The organism is Streptomyces sp. NPDC002896 (assembly GCF_040295225.1).
Lineage (GTDB): Bacteria > Actinomycetota > Actinomycetes > Streptomycetales > Streptomycetaceae > Streptomyces.
In genome coordinates this window covers 82,777-100,889 of sequence record NZ_JBEOVA010000010.1, presented here as the reverse complement: position 1 = coordinate 100,889, position 18,113 = coordinate 82,777, and the positions used below count along the sequence as shown (strand labels likewise).

22 protein-coding genes are annotated in these 18,113 nt (G+C 70.9%); 17 read left to right on the top strand and 5 right to left on the bottom strand.

The window, feature by feature from the left end; genetic code table 11:
- Positions 1–11 precede the first annotated feature (11 nt).
- The 3 genes from sufU (at position 12) to ABT009_RS20145 (ending at position 1,292) form a co-directional block, all read left to right on the top strand.
- A complete protein-coding gene (gene sufU, locus ABT009_RS20155; RefSeq protein ID WP_351296297.1) occupies positions 12–470 on the top strand; it encodes a Fe-S cluster assembly sulfur transfer protein SufU in 459 nt (152 codons plus the stop codon).
- Entirely contained in the window at positions 467–799 is a 333-nt protein-coding gene (locus tag ABT009_RS20150) for a metal-sulfur cluster assembly factor (protein WP_030403776.1), read from the top strand. Before sufU ends, ABT009_RS20150 begins: the two co-directional genes overlap by 4 nt.
- 127 nt (positions 800–926) lie before the next feature.
- Positions 927–1,292, top strand: coding sequence for a VOC family protein (locus ABT009_RS20145; protein ID WP_351296294.1), 366 nt, complete (start codon positions 927–929; stop codon positions 1,290–1,292).
- 26 nt (positions 1,293–1,318) lie between these two features.
- Here ABT009_RS20145 and ABT009_RS20140 read toward each other — a convergent pair whose 3' ends face one another.
- Entirely contained in the window at positions 1,319–2,371 is a 1,053-nt protein-coding gene (locus ABT009_RS20140) for a DUF7847 domain-containing protein (RefSeq protein WP_351296292.1), read from the bottom strand.
- A gap of 311 nt (positions 2,372–2,682) precedes the next feature.
- On the opposite strand from ABT009_RS20140, the gene ABT009_RS20135 reads away from it, so the two are divergent.
- Together ABT009_RS20135 and ABT009_RS20130 are read left to right on the top strand one after the other, a co-directional pair.
- Positions 2,683–3,003 carry a DMT family transporter gene (locus ABT009_RS20135; protein WP_351296289.1) on the top strand — a complete coding sequence of 107 codons (321 nt, stop codon included), beginning with the start codon at positions 2,683–2,685 and terminating at the stop codon, positions 3,001–3,003.
- The gene (locus ABT009_RS20130; protein WP_351296286.1) at positions 3,003–3,542 is read left to right on the top strand and encodes a TetR/AcrR family transcriptional regulator; all 540 of its coding nucleotides are present in this window, start codon (positions 3,003–3,005) and stop codon (positions 3,540–3,542) included. The genes ABT009_RS20135 and ABT009_RS20130 overlap by 1 nt, the downstream gene beginning before the upstream one ends.
- Here ABT009_RS20130 and ABT009_RS20125 read toward each other — a convergent pair.
- Positions 3,532–4,401 carry a winged helix-turn-helix transcriptional regulator gene (locus ABT009_RS20125; protein WP_351296283.1) on the bottom strand — a complete coding sequence of 290 codons (870 nt, stop codon included), beginning with the start codon at positions 4,399–4,401 and terminating at the stop codon, positions 3,532–3,534. The genes ABT009_RS20130 and ABT009_RS20125 overlap by 11 nt on opposite strands.
- A gap of 191 nt (positions 4,402–4,592) precedes the next feature.
- Here ABT009_RS20125 and ABT009_RS20120 point away from each other — a divergent pair, with 191 nt between their 5' ends.
- The 4 genes from ABT009_RS20120 (at position 4,593) to dapD (ending at position 8,622) form a co-directional block, all read left to right on the top strand.
- Positions 4,593–5,849, top strand: a complete 1,257-nt coding sequence (locus ABT009_RS20120) for an MFS transporter (RefSeq protein ID WP_351297019.1) — start codon at positions 4,593–4,595, stop codon at positions 5,847–5,849.
- Positions 5,846–6,448, top strand: coding sequence for an RNA polymerase sigma factor (locus ABT009_RS20115; protein ID WP_351296280.1), 603 nt, complete (start codon positions 5,846–5,848; stop codon positions 6,446–6,448). The genes ABT009_RS20120 and ABT009_RS20115 overlap by 4 nt, the downstream gene beginning before the upstream one ends.
- A gap of 2 nt (positions 6,449–6,450) precedes the next feature.
- A complete protein-coding gene (locus ABT009_RS20110; protein ID WP_351296278.1) occupies positions 6,451–7,413 on the top strand; it encodes a CU044_5270 family protein in 963 nt (320 codons plus the stop codon).
- 213 nt (positions 7,414–7,626) lie between these two features.
- On the top strand, positions 7,627–8,622 hold the full coding sequence (dapD, locus tag ABT009_RS20105; protein WP_351296275.1) for a 2,3,4,5-tetrahydropyridine-2,6-dicarboxylate N-succinyltransferase: 996 nt from the start codon (positions 7,627–7,629) through the stop codon (positions 8,620–8,622).
- A 34-nt stretch (positions 8,623–8,656) separates the two neighbouring features.
- Here dapD and ABT009_RS20100 read toward each other — a convergent pair whose 3' ends face one another.
- Positions 8,657–8,932 (bottom strand): hypothetical protein, encoded by a 276-nt coding sequence (locus ABT009_RS20100; RefSeq protein ID WP_351296272.1) that lies wholly within the window; start codon positions 8,930–8,932, stop codon positions 8,657–8,659.
- 198 nt (positions 8,933–9,130) lie between these two features.
- On the opposite strand from ABT009_RS20100, the gene ABT009_RS20095 reads away from it, so the two are divergent.
- Together ABT009_RS20095 and ABT009_RS20090 are read left to right on the top strand one after the other, a co-directional pair.
- On the top strand, positions 9,131–9,697 hold the full coding sequence (locus tag ABT009_RS20095; RefSeq protein WP_351296269.1) for a SigE family RNA polymerase sigma factor: 567 nt from the start codon (positions 9,131–9,133) through the stop codon (positions 9,695–9,697).
- The gene (locus ABT009_RS20090) at positions 9,694–10,911 is read left to right on the top strand and encodes a WD40 repeat domain-containing protein (RefSeq protein WP_351296266.1); all 1,218 of its coding nucleotides are present in this window, start codon (positions 9,694–9,696) and stop codon (positions 10,909–10,911) included. Before ABT009_RS20095 ends, ABT009_RS20090 begins: the two co-directional genes overlap by 4 nt.
- Before the next feature lie 34 nt (positions 10,912–10,945).
- Here the strand turns inward: ABT009_RS20090 and dapA are convergent, their stop codons facing one another.
- On the bottom strand, positions 10,946–11,845 hold the full coding sequence (gene dapA / locus ABT009_RS20085; protein WP_351296263.1) for a 4-hydroxy-tetrahydrodipicolinate synthase: 900 nt from the start codon (positions 11,843–11,845) through the stop codon (positions 10,946–10,948).
- 161 nt (positions 11,846–12,006) lie between these two features.
- Between dapA and ABT009_RS20080 the strand changes: the two genes are divergently transcribed.
- The 6 genes from ABT009_RS20080 to ABT009_RS20055 all read left to right on the top strand — a co-directional run bounded on the left by ABT009_RS20080 (position 12,007) and on the right by ABT009_RS20055 (position 15,852).
- Complete coding sequence (locus ABT009_RS20080; protein WP_351296262.1) at positions 12,007–12,171, top strand: hypothetical protein; 165 nt, start codon at positions 12,007–12,009, stop codon at positions 12,169–12,171.
- Positions 12,168–12,884: a hypothetical protein gene (locus tag ABT009_RS20075; protein WP_351296259.1), complete on the top strand. Its 717-nt coding sequence runs from the start codon at positions 12,168–12,170 to the stop codon at positions 12,882–12,884. Before ABT009_RS20080 ends, ABT009_RS20075 begins: the two co-directional genes overlap by 4 nt.
- Positions 12,885–12,963: 79 nt before the next feature.
- Entirely contained in the window at positions 12,964–13,374 is a 411-nt protein-coding gene (locus tag ABT009_RS20070; RefSeq protein ID WP_351296256.1) for a phage holin family protein, read from the top strand.
- Entirely contained in the window at positions 13,371–14,105 is a 735-nt protein-coding gene (locus ABT009_RS20065; protein WP_351296253.1) for a DUF3618 domain-containing protein, read from the top strand. Before ABT009_RS20070 ends, ABT009_RS20065 begins: the two co-directional genes overlap by 4 nt.
- Before the next feature lie 297 nt (positions 14,106–14,402).
- Entirely contained in the window at positions 14,403–15,101 is a 699-nt protein-coding gene (locus ABT009_RS20060) for an ArsR/SmtB family transcription factor (protein WP_351296250.1), read from the top strand.
- A 19-nt stretch (positions 15,102–15,120) separates the two neighbouring features.
- Positions 15,121–15,852, top strand: a complete 732-nt coding sequence (locus ABT009_RS20055) for an SRPBCC family protein (protein ID WP_351296247.1) — start codon at positions 15,121–15,123, stop codon at positions 15,850–15,852.
- 144 nt (positions 15,853–15,996) lie between these two features.
- On the opposite strand, the gene ABT009_RS20050 is transcribed toward ABT009_RS20055, so the two are convergent.
- Positions 15,997–17,832 carry a DUF8508 domain-containing protein gene (locus ABT009_RS20050; protein ID WP_351296244.1) on the bottom strand — a complete coding sequence of 612 codons (1,836 nt, stop codon included), beginning with the start codon at positions 17,830–17,832 and terminating at the stop codon, positions 15,997–15,999.
- Positions 17,833–18,113 lie beyond the last annotated feature (281 nt).

The window sequence follows — 18,113 nt, the reverse complement described above, 5'->3', positions numbered from 1 at the left end:
GGCTGCTGCCAGTGAAGCTTGATTCGATGTACCAGGACGTCATCCTGGACCACTACAAGCACCCGCACGGGCGCGGTCTGCGTGATGGTGACGCCGAGGTGCACCACGTCAACCCGACCTGCGGCGACGAGATCACGCTGCGCGTCAAGTACGACGGGGAGCGGATCGAGGACATCAGCTACGAGGGCCAGGGCTGCTCGATCAGCCAGGCCTCGGCCTCCGTGCTGAACGAGCTGCTCGTCGGCAAGGAGCTGGCCGAGGCGCAGAAGATCCAGGGCGTCTTCCTGGAGCTGATGCAGTCCAAGGGCCGCATCGAGCCGGACGACGCGATGGAGGAGATCCTGGAGGACGCGGTCGCGTTCGCCGGAGTCTCGAAGTACCCGGCCCGAGTGAAGTGCGCGCTGCTCAGCTGGATGGCGTGGAAGGACGCGACGGCCCAGGCCTTCGCGGAGGAGGCGAAGACCGCATGAGCGAGACCGTTGAGATGAAGCCGGCCTCGGAGGAAGAGCTCCGTGAGGCCCTGATGGACGTCGTCGACCCCGAGCTGGGCATCGACGTCGTCAACCTCGGCCTGATCTACGGCATCCACGTCGACGACGCGAACATCGCCACCGTCGACATGACGCTGACGTCCGCGGCCTGCCCGCTGACCGACGTCATCGAGGACCAGGCGAAGTCGGCGACGGACGGACTCGTCAGCGAGCTCCGTATCAACTGGGTCTGGATGCCGCCGTGGGGCCCGGACAAGATCACGGACGACGGGCGGGAGCAGCTTCGGGCGCTGGGGTTCAACGTCTGAGCGCCTGACCGTCCGAGGACCGAGGACCGCGCCCGGTCATGCTTGTCGAACGGCCCCTGTGCACACTGCACGGGGGCCGTTCGGGTGTACGGATTCGCGGTGATGGTGGCGGGGGAGACTGCCGGACATGGCTGTTTCTCTGTACCACCTGGTGGTCGACACGCACGATCTGCCGTCGCTGGCCCGCTTCTGGCGCCAAGTGCTGGACTGGCGCGTGCTCTTCGAGGCCGAGGACGAGATCGTCATCGGGGCCGACGAGCACGCGATGCCCGGGATGTGCTTCCTCCCCGTCCCCGAGAAGAAGACCGTCAAGAACCGGCTCCACATCGACCTTGCCCCCGACGACCAGGCCGCCGAGGTCGAGCGCATCATCGGGCTCGGGGCACGACGGGTGGACGTCGGCCAGAGTGAGGACGCCACGTGGGTGGTGCTCGCAGATCCCGAGGGGAACGAGTTCTGCGTCCTGCGCCCGAAGAAGTCGCTGATCGACTGAGCTCGGGTGGGGGTGCGTCGCGAGAGCTACGCCGATGGGGGCCTGGCCGCGGCCGCGGCCAGTGACGTGGCCAGGCCCTCCTTGCGGATGCGCTGGTCGACGTAGAGCAGGGTGGTGATCAGCGGGAGGAAGACCGCCGTCAGCAGCTGCACCAGCAGGTTCACCAGCATGGACAGCACCAGATACGCGCCCATGTGGGGCAGTACGTCGGAGAGCGTTGGTGACGGGTCGGCGGGCGAGTACGGGGCAGCCGCGGGCGCGGCGAACATCAGGGGCATCTGCACCACGAGCGATGCGACCAGCACCATCAGAGCGCCGAGCAGGGTGATCCCGAATATCCGCCACCACGCGCCCCGCACGAGCCGTGCCGAGCGGCGCATCGCCGTCACCGGGCCCGCCGACTCCAGTACGGCCGCGGCGGGCGCGAAGCCGAAGAGGACGTACAGCCAGATCGCAAGCGGCATGGTCAGCGGCAAGAGGAGGAACACGGGGACGATCGCCAGGGCCGGGCCGGACCCGGTCGCCATCACGCCGAAGAAGAAGGCGATGCCACCTGCGAAGATCAGCGCCATGGGCACCAGCACGATCAGGGCCATCAGCAGCATGACGCCGAGGACCGCCGGCGTGCGGGACAGCGCGTGCCGGGCGACGGCCCTGACGGTCGTACGGCGGCCCAGCACCGCCTCGCGGAGCGTGGCCGCGCACGACGCCTGCACGAAGGCCGAGACCGCTAGCGCCGCGAGCCCGCCGACGGCCCAGACCACGCCGAACGCGGTCAGGATCGGGCGAACGTCATCCCACTCCACGTGCGCGTCCGGCACATAGATGGCGTCCAGTTGGTCCTTCACGGACGCGTAGGCGAGCGCGACCAGGCCCGCCAGGAGGACCGTCAGCGCTGCGTACGCCGCCAGGGCGGAACCGAAGAGCGGCTTGGCGTAGCGCCGCAGCGTCGCGAACACGCCGCCGAAGACGGCTTCGAGGCCCAGGGGCGCCAACGGTATGACGCCCGGCTTCGGCGGCGGTGGAGGGGGCGGCGCCCACCACCCGGCGCCCCAGCCTTCGGGTCCGCCGTAGCCCATGGGCCCGCCCGGGCCGGCCGGTCCGCCTGGGCCGTTGGGTCCGCCTGGTCCGCCTGCGTGCGAAGGACCTGGAGAGTCCGCAGGTCTGTCGCCCCGCCCTGATGTATCCGCCATGGCTCTCTTGCACGCTCCGTATCACCGCCGGGCCGCCGCGCGGCCCGGGTGTCCACATCCCGTGGCCCCCACGTGATCGCGACACGATAACCGGTGTGCTCCCGGCCTGTGCTGCCGGATGGGCACGGGCCGGAAGTGAACCTGCTCGGAACCTCTGTTGTGTACGGGCGTACGCAACGATGTGTACACTCGTACGCATGGGATACGCACTGCTCGCGGGAGCCATAGCGGCCGAGGTGGCCGGCACCACGGCGATGAAGTACAGCGAGGGGTTCAGCAGGCTCTGGCCCTCGCTCGCCACCGTCGCCGGGTACCTCATCGCCTTCGCACTGCTGGCGCAGACGCTCAAGACGATCGAGGTCGGCACGGCGTATGCCATCTGGGCCGGGGTCGGCACCGCGGTGATCGCGGCGATCGGCATGGTGTTCCTCGGCGAGACGATGACCGCGGCCAAGGTGGCGGGCGTCGCGCTCGTCATCGGCGGAGTCGTGCTGCTCAACCTCGGCGGGGCCCACTGATGGCCGCCCGGCGGTACGACCCCGAGCGGCGGCAGCGCATCATCGACGCCGCGATCCGGGTGGTCGGCGACAAGGGCATCGCCGGACTCAGTCACCGGTCCGTCGCGGCCGAGGCCGATGTGCCGCTCGGCTCCACCACGTATCACTTCAAGACGTTGGACGAGCTCATGGTCGCCGCCCTGCGCCAGGCCAACGAGGGCTTCGCCAAGGTGGTGCGGAGTCGAGGCGCCCTCGAGGACCGGCGCATCGACCTCGCCGGTGAACTCGCCGGGCTGATGGGGGAGTGGCTCGCCGGCGAGCGCACCGGGGTCGAGCTCGAGTACGAGCTCTATCTCGCCGCCCTCCGCCGCCCGGCGCTGCGCCCCGTGGCCGCTGAGTGGTGCCAGGACCTCGCCGACCTGATCGCCGACCGCACGGACCCGGTCACGGCACGGGCGCTCGTCGCGCTGATGGACGGGATCTGTCTGCAGGTGCTGCTGACGGGCGGCGATTACGACGAGGCGTATGCGCGGGAGATGCTGGCGCGGCTCATTCCCTGACGGCGTCGAGGGCCGCCGCGACGCTCGCCGTGATGTCCGTAACCGGGTAGAAGACCTCGCGGACCGTCCGGTCCCGGTCGATGATCAGCGTGAGACGCTTCAGGCGGCTCACGCCCGCCGCGCGGAACGTCGGCAGGCGCAGTGCCGCCGTGAGTGTCAGATCCGCGTCGGACAGCAGCGGGAAGCGCAGCCGCTCGGCGTCCGCGAACGCGCGCTGTTCGTCCGGGCGTTGGGTGGAGACTCCGTGCACGGTGGCCCCCACCGCGGTGAATTCGGCGAGCCGGTCGCGGTACGTGCAGGACTCCAGGGTGCAGCCGGGCGCGCCGGGGATCTCGGACCAGCCGGGCGGATAGGCGTCGCTGCGGGCGTAGGCGCCGGGGAAGCAGTACAGGACGGTGTACGGGGTGCCCGCCACCGGGTCGCGCAACTCGCCCTCGTCATCGATGAGTCGGAGCTCCGGCAGGCGCGTGCCGCGCAGACCATGTATCCGCTGGGCCTCCCTGGACGCCTCCGCCGCCGTCGCCGTCGTCTCCCCGTCGCCCAGTAGCCAGGTGTCTCCCCAGTCCTGCAGGGCGATCAGTACGGGCAGCAGCGCGCGGCCGCGCGGCGTGAGGCGGTACTCGTGGCGCACGGGGCGCTCCTGGTACGGCACGCGCGTGAGGACGTCCGCATCCACCAGCAGACGCAGCCGCTCCGTCAGCACCTTGCGGGACAGGCCCAGTTCGCGCTGCAGGTCGTCGAAGCGGTGCACCCCGCGCGCCGTGTCTCGCACGATCAGCAGGGTCCACCAGTCGCCGACGACGTCCAGGGCCTGTGCGATGGCGCAGTCGGCGTCGCCGAGAGTGGTCCGACGGGGCATGGTCCTGAGTCCCTTCGCCGGTGGGGTGTTGACCCGATTGACCTGAGACTGCCACGCTGCCATAGTCCGTTCCTAAAGGGAACTCACTGGGAAGCGCGGAAGAAAAGCGGCCGAGGATCTCGCTGATCTCGCTGATCTCACCGATCACTGATCGCGCTGAACTTGCTGACACCGTGCTGGAGGCAGTCGCCGTGCAGGCGTTCAAGGACTTACCGCGCACCGTATGGCTGCTGGCCGGCGGCGTGTTCTTCAACTCGCTCGTCAGCGTCAGCTTCGTCTACCTCTTCCTCTATCTCACAGGACCGCGCGGCCTGGGAGTCGGCGAGGCCGGCGTCATCAGCGGCATCGGCGGAGTCGGCGTCGTCGCCGGCAACTTCACCGGCGGCTGGTTCGGCGACCGCTTCGGACACCGGCGCGTCCTGCTCGTCGCGGCCACCGTCGCAGGACTGCTGCTCATGACGCTCCCCGCGCTGCCGACGGCCGCCCTGTACGTCACTCTCCCGCTGTCCGAGTACGCCGCAGGCGTCCTGCGCGCCGCCAACTCCGCGCTCGTCGCGGTCATCGTGCCCGAAGGCACCCGCCGCCAGGCGTTCGCGGTGATCCGTGCCGCGGGCAACGGCGGCTTCACCGCGGGGCCGCCGCTGGGCGCGCTTGTCGCCACCCAGGTCTCGTACGACTGGCTCTTCGTCGCCGACGGCATCGGCACCCTGTTCTTCGCGTGCTGGACGGCCCGCGTCGTCCCCGCGCGCGGTGCCGCACGGGCGCATGAGGCGGTCACCGGCCGGCTCTGGCCCGAACTGAGGGCGCGCCCCGCCGTGCTGGTGCTGCTCGCCTCGATCCTCGTCATCGACCTGGTGTACCGGCAGCAGTACTCGACCTTCCCCCTCTTCCTCGCCGACCACGGCATGGACGCCCGCGTCTACGGCGCCCTGCTGGCCGTCAACGGAGGCGTCATCCTCTGCCTGGAACTGCCCGCAGCCCTCGCGCTGCGCCGCCGCTCGCCACTGGGCATCGTCGGCACCGGCCTGCTCCTTGTCGCCGCCGGCTATGCCGGGCTCCTGCTCGGCGCCGGGTTGGGCACGGCCGTCATGATGATGGCGCTGCTCACGCTCGGCGAGGTCCTGTACAAGACGACCGCCACGGCGTACGTCGCCGACCAGGCCCCCGCACACGTCCAGGGTCGCTTCCAGTCGCTGTACGCGGGCGCGTCCATCAGCGGCATGGTCCTGGCGGCACCCCTTGGCGGCGCGCTCTACCAGGCGGCGCCCGGCGCGCTGTGGCCCGTCTGCGCGGCGCTCGGCGCGCTTGCGGGAGTGGCGGTCCTGGGGGCGGGCCGGAGGTGGGGCGGCGAGAGAAACGTACGTCCGGAAGAGCGTGAACTCTCCAGGGCCCATCGGGGAACAGGGGGTGCAACGCTCGAACCCACCCCGAAGACGGAGGCCTTGTGACCGGACCACCAGCGACGCCACAGGCGACTCCCAAGGTGCAGGACGACGCCGACGTCGTCGCACAGTCCCTGGAGCAGCCGGAGCTGTTCGCGCAGCTCTACGACCGGTACGCGGCCGACATCCACCGGTATGCCGCCCGCCGCCTCGGCGATGCCGCGGCGGACGACATCACGGCGGACACGTTCCTGACGGCCTTCCGCATCCGCGCCCGCTACGACCGGGCGCGGCCCAACGCGCGCCCCTGGCTGTACGGCATCGCGGGCAACCTCATCGGCAAGCATCGCCGAGCCGAGGTACGGGCGCTCAAGGCCATGGCCCGCACCGGACACGACTCCGTCGCCGCCACCTGGGTCGAGGACACCGAGGACAGGGTCGACGCACAGGCACCGCTGGCCGGTGCCCTCGCCTCGCTCGCGGCGGGCGACCGGCACGTCCTGCTGCTTGTCGCCTGGGCCGACCTGACCTACCCGGAGGTCGCCGAGGCGCTCGGTATCCCGGTCGGGACGGTCCGGTCACGGCTCAACAGGGCCCGACGCAAGGTACGCACGGCGCTGGGCGCCGATCCGGCTTTCGTGAGCGACGCAGCGGAGGTGGCGTAGCCATGGACGAGATGACTCGGGTGCGCGAGCTGCGCGCCGATGTTCCTTCGCCGGACCGTGCCCGGCTCGCTCCCGGACGCGTACGGCTGCTCGACGCGGTGCAGAAGGGCGAGCGCCCGCGTACGGCGTGGGCCCGTCGGCACTTCGTGATCGCGGGAGTCGTCGCGGCCGTGACCGCGGTGGCTGTTGCCGTCTCGCTGCTCGTCGGAGGGGCGGGCTCCGGTCACGAGGTGACACCGGCCACCTCGGAGAGCGCGCTGGACAGCGCCGCAAAGGTGCTCGGACGGGCCGCGGACACCGTCGAGGGTTACAAGCCCGTCGCCACGCCCGGCGACAGCCAGTGGATCTACGAGAAGACGATGAGCCAGTCAAGCGGCGGCTGGCCCAGCGGTACGCAGGAGCCTCCGCGCACCGACGAGGGCTGGACGAAGTACGCCGACCCGCGCTTCGAGAACTGGCGGGAGGGCGACGACCACTCGCCCCGGGAGCGGTTCCGGTTCATCCAGCAGCTCCCGGACGACCCGGAGGCGCTGCTGGAGAAGGCACGCAAGTTCTACCCGTCCGGTAAAGGGAGCAAGGAGACCCCTGCCGAGCACGACTTCCGTGCCCTGAGCGTGCTCCTCGACTCGTACCCCATGCCGCCGGAGGGACTCGCCAAGCTGTACCGGGCGCTCGCCACGGTGCCCGGCGTGGACGTCGGCCACCAGCTGGTCAAGGACGTCGCTGGTCGTGACGCCATCGAGATCCACCGGAACGGGGGCGCCAAGGCGACCACCCGCACCGAGATCCTCATCGACGCCCATACCTACGAGCCCGTGGGACGGCGCTGGATTGTCGTCCGCGACTACGCCGAGAAGTACCCGGGCGGCGACACCCCGGAGCGTCCGTGGAAGGAGGGGGACATCGTGATCCAGAGCGCACGGCTCGACGCGGCCGTGGTCGACGAGAAGGGGCAGCTGCCCTGACCCCGGGGCGCGCCGTGGGCGACGGGGGTGTCCACGGCGCGCGCGGGGCCGCTGCCGCGAGCCGGTCGGCTGTGGGCGACGGGGGTGTCCACAGCCGACCGGTGGCACGTCCGGCATGTGAGGTCCCGGGGTGCACCGGCCGATCGGCCCGCACCCTGAGACGCCGGGCCCACCAGTTAGCCTCCCCGGCCCCCCGCCGGTTAGGTTTCTGGCATGACCGACACGACTGCTACTGCACCTCGCACCACCGGCGCCGTCGCCGCCGGCCTTGCCACCGTCACCGCCGACGGCACCGTTCTCGACACCTGGTTCCCCGCGCCCGAGCTGTCCGGCGAGCCCGGCCCCGCCGGCACGGAGCGGCTGAGCGCCGAGCGCGCCGTCGAGCTGCTCGGCGAGGGCGCCGCGAAGGCCATCGGCCCGGACGCCCGCCGCGGCGTCGAGGTCGTCGCGGTCCGTACGGTCATCGCGTCCCTCGACGACAAGCCGCTGGACGCCCACGACGTGTACCTGCGTCTGCACCTTCTCTCGCACCGCCTGGTGAAGCCGCACGGCCAGAGCCTGGACGGCATGTTCGGCTTCCTCGCCAACGTCGCCTGGACCTCGCTCGGCCCGGTCGCCGTGGACGACCTCGAGAAGGTCCGGCTGAACGCCCGCGGCGAGGGCCTGCATCTGCAGGTGACCAGCATCGACAAGTTCCCGCGCATGACGGACTACGTCGCGCCGAAGGGCGTCCGTATCGCCGACGCCGACCGGGTGCGGCTCGGTGCGCACCTCGCCGAGGGCACCACCGTGATGCACGAGGGCTTCGTGAACTTCAACGCGGGCACGCTCGGCACGTCGATGGTCGAGGGCCGCATCTCGGCCGGCGTCGTCGTCGGCGACGGCTCCGACATCGGCGGCGGCGCCTCCACCATGGGCACCCTGTCCGGCGGCGGCAACGTGGTCATCTCCATCGGCGAGCGCTGCCTCATCGGCGCCGAGGCGGGCGTCGGCATCGCGCTCGGCGACGAGTGTGTGGTCGAGGCCGGCCTCTACGTCACCGCAGGCACCCGCGTGACCATGCCCGACGGCGAGATCGTCAAGGCCCGCGAGCTGTCCGGCGCCTCCAACATCCTCTTCCGCCGCAACTCCGTGACGGGCGCCGTCGAGGCCCGCCCGAACAACGCCGTGTGGGGCGGCCTTAACGAGGTGCTCCACAGCCACAACTGACCTGGCGCGGCTGCCGCCCGCGACCTCGTACGGTTCAACCGTCCGACTTGTCGCCGAGCGCCCTTCCGAGGCCCTGAGACGGCCCGGGAGGGCGCTCTGCTGTGCCGTCACGTTCCCGCGCCCGCCGCCGCTTCCGCGGGGGGAGAATCCGATCGAGGACAGTGAGCACGGCCAGCACCCCGAGGAAGATCATCACGAGGACCGAGAACACCTGCATGGGGCCGTCTCCGGCGACCGCCTGGTAGCCGAACCACAGCACACCGGCACAGTTCAGAACGCCCCTGAGAAGCCGGCGAGAGCGGTGATCCATGGGGCGACTCCCAGGTACGGACACGGCTGGCAGCTCCAGCTCGGGCAAGTGTAAGTCGCGGGCAGGTCCGGTTATTTTTTGCGCGCACAGGCATAGCGGGGGGCCGCCACGCACGTCACCAGGGACAGCAAGGTCCGCCCAAGAAGATCCCGAGAAGATCGAAGACGATCCGGGGAATGCGAACCAGAGAAGGTGACGATGGATGCCGAGGGCCAGGAAAACTTCCGGGAGTTCGTGGCGAACAGGTCGTCCGCGCTGCTGAAGACCGCCGTCCTGCTCAGCGGCGGCGACCGGCACGCGGCCGAAGACCTGCTGCAGAACGCGCTGATCAAGGCCGCCGGACGCTGGCACCGCATCGACGAGCCCGAGGCGTACGTACGGCAGATCCTCTACCGGCAGCAGGTGAGCCGCTGGCGGCTGAAGTGGCCGCGGCGCGAACTGAGCGTCTCCGAGCCGCCGGAGAGCGCCACGCACCCCGGTGCCGACGACGGGCCGGGCGCGGCCGACCTGCGCATCGTCATGCGCGCCGCACTGGCCCGGCTCACCGCCCGTCAGCGCACCGTCCTCGTCCTGCGCTACTTTGAGGACCTGCCCGAGGCCGACGTGGCCCGTCTCCTCGGCTGCTCGGTCGGCACGGTGCGCTCCACCACACACCGCTCCCTCGCCCGGCTGCGGGACCTCGCCCCCGAACTGTCCGCGCTCGGCCCGGCCGACGCCGAGCAGCAGCCGTCCCGTGACTTCTCGCCCGTGGAGGTGCGTCCGTGAACGTCGAAGAGCTGGTGCGTGACTCCCTGCGGGAACAGGCCGCCGAACAGCCCCCGCTGGGGCCGGACTTCGCCGACCGGGTGCTGACGGTCCGACGCCGCCGCCGGACCCGTACCATCGCGTGCGTCGCCGCGGCCACCGCCGCCGTGGTCGCCGTCTCGGTGGCGGTGCCCCTGCTGGACTCCGGCAAGGACGACGTGCGTCTGGCGAGCGAGATGAACCCGAGCGACATCATCGCCCACCCGGACCAGACACCGCCGCGCGACCTGATCGCGGCGGGGAACGTCGCGCTGGCCTCGTACTACACCTGGAGCACCGTCAAGCAGACGGACGACCGCGGCACCGCCGTCCGCACGTACTGGCTTCTGGACCAGAAGACCGGCAAGTACGTGAAGACCACCAAGTGGTCCTACATCGCCGTCGCCCCCGGCATGCGGACCGCCGCCGTCCTGGAGAAGGACCTGCCCGCCAAGCGGATCGGCCTGCTCGACCTGCTCACCGGCGAGGTCGAGCGCTGGATCCCGGTCGACCGCGGCGTCGCGGGGGTCGAGTTCTCGCCCGACGGCAGCAAGCTCGTCGCGACGACGTACAGCAAGAACCCCGACCTGCGGTACAAGGCGGACTACGACAGCGACGGCGACGGCAAGAAGAACGACTGGATGCCGCAGTACGGCCAGTCCAGCCGGACCGGCTTCTACGTCATCGACGTCGGCTCAGGCAACGGCTCTTGGAGCGGGGTCACGTACAACAGCGAAGACCTCAACGTCCGCCAGGACTTCGCCTTCAGCCACGACGGCAAGCTGGTGTACTCCGGGCTCACGACGGCTCCCCACATGCAGTACTACGACTTCGAGGGCAACGAGGTCGCGAAGCCCGCGAACGAGGAGTACGTGCACTGGTTCAACGACGCCGGACTGTCCCCGGACGGCAAGCTCGTCGCGGGCGGCTACGCGGGCGACAACAAGAAGTCCGCCTCCGAGCTCCTCGACCCCTACACCGGCAAGCGGGTCACCAAGGTGAACGGGCAGCAGCTGCTCGCCTGGGTCGACGACAAGCGGCTCATCGCCTGGGACATCACGCCGGGCTCGAACGAGTTCCACAACCGGCTCGTGCTCGTCACGATCGGCAGCGACAAGGTCGTACCGCTGAGCGGTTTCCGCAAGGGGAACGACGGCGCGGCCGGGCGCTGGACGCCGATCTTCGCCAAGCGCTGATCGAGCGGCCACCAGCCGCTCGAACGCACGCTGGTCAGGCGGTCGTCAGCCGCTCGTACGCAGCCACCAGCCCGTCGGTCGCCTCGCGGCCGGCGGGCCTCAGCGGTGCCCGCACCGGGCCCGCGGGCAGCCCGAGCGCCCCGAGCAGCGCCTTCGCCGTGACCGTGCCGGGCAGCCCGGACGCCATCATCAACTCGATGAGCGGGATTGCCCGTTGCTGCCGCAGCGCGGCACCCGCTGTGTCACCCGCGTCATACGCGTCGAGGATCCCGCGCAGATGGTGCGGCACGGCATTGGCGACCGTCGACACATAGCCCGCACCGCCCACCGCGTACAGCGGCAGGATGAACTCCTCGCAGCCTGTGTAGTACGCGAGGTCCGTGCGCGCGAGGACCTTCTGGGTGCCCAGCAGGTCGTACGCGCAGTCCTTCACGGCGGCGATCCGAGGATGCTCCGCGAGCCGCAGCATCGTCTCCGGCTCGATCCGGGTGCCGGTGCGGCCGGGGATGTCGTAGAGCATCAGCGGCAGCCCGGAGGCGTCCGCGATCTCCCGGAAGTGCTCCTCGAGGGAGTCCTGGGGCGGCCTGCTGTAGTACGGCGTGACCACCAGCAGACCGTCCGCGCCCGCCTTCTCCGCCTCCAGCGCGAGCTCGACCGTGTGCCGGGTGTCGGAGCTGCCGACGCCCGCGACGACCACCGCACGGTCGCCGACCGCCTCGGCCACGGAGCGCACGAGAGCCGACTTCTCGGCGTCGGTCGTGGTGGGCGACTCGCCCGTCGTACCGGACAGGACGAGCCCGTCGCAGCCGTCCGCTACGAGCCGCTCGGCCAGCTGCTGGGCCCCGTCCAGGTCCAGTTCACCGGAGTCGGTGAAGGGCGTGATCATCGCGCAGAGCGCGCGGCCGAAGGGAGCGGTCGTGCGTGGGGTCGTCATGCCTGAAGTTTCGGCGCAGTGACGGTGAAGCTCCACTTAATTCTGCTAAGCGATATGCGCAAGGAACGCTACGAGGTGCTCGTCCGAGGCGCTGGTGCCAACTCGCCCGATATGGGTCACCATGGCGAGGTCGGTACCAGCAGCAGCACAGGGGAGGCGTCATGAGGCTGGGCAAGGCACTCGCCACCGGTGTGGCGGAGGAACGGCCGCGTGTGGACGCGGAGTACGACCGTGCGGAACCCGAAGCCGCGGCGCGCGCCGAGGAGTCGGGGAGTGAGTCGCCCGTAGAGGCCGCCGCGCAGGCCCCGGCACCGGTCGCCGGATGAGGCTGCGGCTCCCCGAGGAACGCCCGGCGGAGCCGCCGACCGGATACAAGATCGCCTACCCGGTGCTGTCGCAGGGCGGCACCCGGGCCGGGTTCACCGGCGTCTCCCTGGGTGCCGCCCTGCCGTACCGCGTGCTCGACGAGGCGCACTGCGTGTACGGACTGCGGCATCGCACCCCGCACCGCCGCTGCGACTGCGGCTTCCACTGCGTGCACCGGCGCAGCACCGCCGAAGCGCTGCTCTGCACCACCGAGCACCGCGCCGCAGTCCTGCTGGAGGTCCGCGTGCTCGGCGCGTACATCCGTTTCGAGGAGGGATTCCGGTACGCGCGTCAGCGGGTGCGCACCGCGACGGTCGGGCCGTGCCGCTGCGGCGCGCCCGCTTCGGCGCTCGCGGACGCCGGATGGGGGAGGCCGGGCTGGCCTGCGCTGGAGGCGGCCTGCGCGGCGTGCCTACGCGGACGCCCGGCGCTGCCGCTCGACGAGTTCGCGCGGCTGGGCGGCGAGGGGCTGAAGGTGGTCGCGGGCGTCGCCGGGCCGGTGCGGGCGGGCCACACGGTGGCTGCCGCCGACGCGCCCGCCCCTCTTGCGGACGCCGGCACTGGCGTACCCGAGCTGATCGCCGAGGCTGCGCTGCTGCAGGCGAGGCTGGACCTGTTCCAGAGCCGGCTGGCGCGGCTGGACGGCGGACAGGACGGCACGGAGCAGGGGTAGACGCAGCAGGCGTGGACGCAGCAGGGGTAGTGCGGCCATCGGTGGGTACTCGGGCCTCCCAGACGGAGGGAGGCGGGACATGACCGCGGTCACGGATCAGCGTCGTACGGAACACTCGGTCGGAGAGCTGGTGAGCAGGGCGACCGCACAGCTCTCCGCGCTCGTGCGGCAGGAGATGCGGCTCGCCACCGCGGAGCTCGCCTACAAAGGCAGGCGGGCCGGGCGGGGCGGGGGGCTGCTCGGCGCGGCCGGCGCCCTCGCCTATGTCGGGGTGATGGCCCTCGCCGCCACGGCCGCCGCCGCCCTCTCCCTGGCGCTGCCGGTGTGGGCGAGCGCGCTCATCATCGCCGGGGTGCTCTTCGCCATCGCCGGCGTGCTCGCCCTGATCGGCCGCCGTCAGCTGCGCGGCGCGGCTCCGCCGCTGCCCGAGCGGGCGATGCACAGCGTCAGGGCCGATGTCGAGGAGCTCAAGGAAAGGGCGCACCGATGACAGACGGCATGAGGGCCGGCGCCAAGGGGCCCGACGAACTGCGCCGGCAGATCGAGGAGACGCGCGCGGAACTCGGCGCGACGGTCGAGGAGTTGGCGGCTAAGACGGATGTGAAGGCCCGCGCCCGGCAGAAGGCCGCGGAGATGCGCGGCCGGATGAGCGAACGGGCCACGCACGCGAAGGGGCGGATGCGCGGGCGTGCAGGCCACGCCGAGCAACAGTTCCAGGAGCGCGCGGCGGAAGCGAGGCGACAGTTGCAGGGTCGCGCCGAACAGGCAGGCGAGCTGGCCGAGGGCGCCGCGGCCCAGACCCAGGAAACGGCCCCGCAGGCGGCGCACCATGTGCGGCTCGCCGCACCCCAGCCCGTACGAAGCGCCACCAGCGCCGCATTCCGGGCCGGACGGCGCCACCCGCGGGCGCTGCTGATCGCGGGGGCCGGGACTGGTGCGGCCGTCGCGACGGGGGTGCTGTGGAACCGCAGCGGCGCCGGTCAAGTGGTCAGGGCCCCGCTCGGCCGCCGCCTCATCCGGAGCAACCTGCGCCGCAGTCCCCTTGTCCCGAGCGGCCTGAGCCTCCCGAGTGGTCTGAGCCGAAGTGCGCTTGTCTCGAGCGGCCTGCGCCGCCGTAGCCACAGCTACCTCCCCAGCGGCCTGGACCGTCTGATCGGCGGCCGCCGGGGCCACCACCGGGGTCGCGGCCACCAGGTGGTCGAGATGCTGAGTCGAGGGTGACGGTGCCGTAACGGGCTGAACGAGACGGCCTGCCGAACCGGCGGTCTGCCGGCGGATGGGACTCCGCCGGCAGACCGCTGTTTTACGTTCTTCCGCTTCACGTTTCCGCTTCAAGTTTTTCCGTGGTCGTCACGCGGACCGCGTCGGCGCGTGAATCCCAGGTCACGCAGCGTCTCAGGTCACGCAGCGCAGCGCCCCAGGTCACGTAGCGCAGCGCCCCAGGTCACGTAGCGCCCGCGCCACACCGACAAGCTCAGAAGTCTGGACAAAAATTGTTGTCGGTGGGACGGTGGACGCATGCTGGACGTGACCGTGATCGAGGACCCTGCGGCGGCAGCCGTCTCGCTCGACCCCATCAGGGGCCGCCTGCTGGCCGAACTGGCCGGGGGCCCCGCCTCCGCCGCGATGCTGGCCCCACGGGTCGGGCTGCCGCGGCAGAAGGTGAACTACCACCTCAAGGCGCTGGAGCGGCACGGCCTCGTCGAGCTGGCCGGAGAACGCCGCAAGGGCAATGTCACCGAACGGCTGATGCGCGCGACCGCCGCGTCGTACGTCATCTCGCCCCTGGCCCTGGGCGCGGTGCAGCCCGATCCCGACCGCGCCCGCGACCAGCTCTCGGCGCGCTGGCTGCTCGCGCTCGCCGCCCGTCTGGTGCGGGACGTCGGGTCGCTGATCACGGGCGCCACGAAGGCCCGCAAGCGGCTTGCCACATACGCACTCGACGGTGAGGTGCGCTTCGCCTCCGCCGCGGACCGCGCCGCGTTCATGGAGGAGCTGACCCAGGGCGTCGGAGCGCTGATCCGCAAGTACCACGACGGGACCGCGGAGCGCGGCCGCGATCACCGGATCGTCATCGGCGTGCACCCCACCGTCAAGGACGGAAGTGCTCCTGATGCGCGGCCCTCGGATGCGCAGTCCCCGGCCGCCCGCCCCGAAGCCGAGGCGGACACCGCCTCGCCCGCAACCGCACTCCCCGCACATCCGCAGACCCACTGATCCCGCAGGAGCCACCACCATGTCCAAGGAATTCGAGATCGCCCGGGAGTTCGAGGTCGACGCCAGTCCCGAACAGGTCTGGGAGGCCATCACCACCGGCACCGGCGGCTGGCTGTGGCCAAGCGAATTCGAGCCGCGCGAGGGCGGCGCCGGGCCCTTCGGCAGCACCATCGTCAACTGGGATCCGCCGAACCGGTTCACCGTCCGCAGCGAGGACGTCGGGTTCCCGACCCAGTCGCTCAATCAGCTCGACCACACCATTGAGCCCCGCGACGAGGGCCGGAGCGCCTGGGTGCGGTATGTGCACAGCGGGATCTTCACCGACGACTGGGACAACCAGTACGACGGCGCCTCCAGGCACACCGACTTCTATCTGCACACCCTGCGCGAGTACGTGACGCACTTCGCGGGTCGTCCCGTCGCGTTCGCCACGTTCAACGGGCCCGAGGCGTCCACGGCCGCCGACGCGTTCGCCGCGGTCGGGCGGGCGCTCGGCCTCGCGGACGACACCGCCGAGGGAGCGCGGGTCCAGGCCCGGGGGCCCGAGGGCCGGCCCCTCGACGTCGTGGTCGACTTCCGTAACCCGTACTTCATCGGGCTGCGCACCGACCACGCGCTCATCCGCTTCTTCGGCCGCAACCACTGGGGCGCCCCGGTCGGCATCAGCGTCCACGACTTCGCGCCGGACGCGGACGCCAAGCGCAACGAACTCGCCTGGCAGGACTGGCTGAACGGGGTGTTCGGCGCCTGATCCGCCGCCCGCGGTACGCCTGTGCCCGCACCCGCGGTACGCCTGCGCCCGTCCCCGACGGCATGCCTGAGCCCGGCCTTCTGAACTCCTGGTGACTCCTGGTGAAGGCCGGGCTCGGTCATGCACGGGCGCCAAGCGCGGTTGTCACGGGCGGAAGCGCAGCACCTGCGGATCGTGGTCGCTGTTCTGGTCCGCGAACTCCGCGTTGATGTGCACGCTGTCGTACGAGAAGTCCTCGCAGCGGATGGACGGGCTCACCAGGATCTGGTCCAGGACCTGGCTGTTGCCCTGGTAGTCGTAGGTGTAACGCTCGCTCTTCGGCAGGGACTTGATGGCCGAGTACAGCGCGCCGCCGTCCTCCAGGAGCTTCGTGGTGGTGGAGAACTCGAAGTCGTTGATGTCGCCGAGCGTGACGACGTCCGCGCTCTTCTGTGTCTTCAGGATCTCCTTCACGAAGGCGTTCACGGCCGTCGCCTGCTGGTGGCGCTGGGTCTCCGAGCTGCGTGTGGGCGGCTGGTACTGGGAGTGCAGCGCCTGGTCGCCGCCCTTGGACGCGAAGTGGTTGGCGATTACGAAGACCGTGCGGCCGCGGAAGACGAACTCGCCCGCCAGCGGCTTGCGGCTGTTCGTCCAGGCCCCGTTGCCCGGATCGATACGGCCCGGCGACGCGGTGAGCGCGGCCTTGCCGTCCACCTCCGTGACGCCGGTCGAGGTCGTCGAGTCGCCGCCCGCCCGGTCGGTGAAGGAGACGCGCTCCGGGTTGAACAGGAACACCTGGCGGATGTTGCCGCCGGGCTCGCCGCCGTCCGCGTTGTTGACCGGGTCGATCGAGCGCCACTCGTACCGCGGGCCGCCCGCGGCGACGACCGCGTCCACGAACTTCTGCACGGTCTGGTCGGCGGCGACCGTACCGTCGTTCTTCGCTCCGTTGTCGTCCTGGATCTCCTCCAGGGCGACGATGTCGGGCGACTGCAGATGTGTGACCACGCCGTCCGCGAGCTTGTCGAACTTGTCCTGCGCGTCGGTCGGGTCGAGGTTCTCGACGTTGTATGTCGCGACGGCCAGCTCACCGCTCTTCTGCTTGCGGGTGGTCTCCCGCTGCAGGCCCCCGTCGATGACTGTGCCGAGCGTCCGGGCGGTCAGCGTGTACCCGCCGAACTGGTTGTAGTCCAGCGGCCCTTCGGTCGTACCCTCCAGCACGTCGCCGACGTTCGCGGTGGGGAAGGGCTGCTGGGCGGTGGGCACCAGCGACTGGATCTGAAGCCGGCCCGTGTTCTGAGAGGTGTACGAGCCGTAGACGGTGCCGCCGCGGCGGGTGGGGTGCTCGTGCGGCTTGACCGTGACCCACAGCTCCGCGAACGCGTCGGTCGCGGTGACCACGCGGGACGAGCCGATGCGGACGTTCATGCCCTCCAGCGACTCGTAGTAGTCGAGGGCGTACTTGGCCGGCTGGAGCGGCAGGCCGTTGACGGAGCCCTGCGCGGCCGTGTCGCCGTCCGCCGTGTACGTGTCCGGCACCGCGTCGGCGTCGATGACCGCGGCCGCGGGCAGCGGGTCGCCGGACGACACCACCGTCACCGTCGGCTTGGTGATCTCGGTGATCGACTGGTTGCCGGACGACGTGCCCGCGGGAACGAACTCGGAGACCGTGCCGGACACCGTCACCGCGTCACCGACGGTGACCGTCGGCGTGGAACCGGTGAAGACGAAGACGCCCTCACTGGTGGCGGCATCGCCGTCCGGGTCCGGATCCTGGATCCAGAAGCCTCTGGAGGAACCGTAGGTCCGGGTGCCCGTCACGATCCCGGTCACGCCCGTGACCTGCTGACCTGCGAGCGGCGATATTCGGGTGCTGCCCTGGATGTCGTGGATGCGCACCTCGGCCGCCTCGGCGGACGGCGTGAGGACGACGGCGGACACGGCGGAACAGACGGCGGCGACGGTCAGCGCGGCGATGCGCGACGAGGTCTTGCTCGGCAAGGGATCCCTCCGGGGACGTTGGTCAGAGCGCCGGGACGAGGGTGGAACCGCGAACGGGACGAGGCCGGAACCGCGAACGGGAAAGGCCGGAACCGCGAACGGAAGGGCCGGAACCGCGAACGTGGAGACCCGCGTTCGTTCTCTACGCGCGTCAATCTCTTGTGCCGCCAAGGGACTTGTCAAGGGATGACCGGGTAACGACCCCCGACCGAAACATGAACGGGAGCGGCGGGTGGCTTGATCCGGTTCCGGGCAGGGCGGCGGGGCGGTCCAGGGAGGCG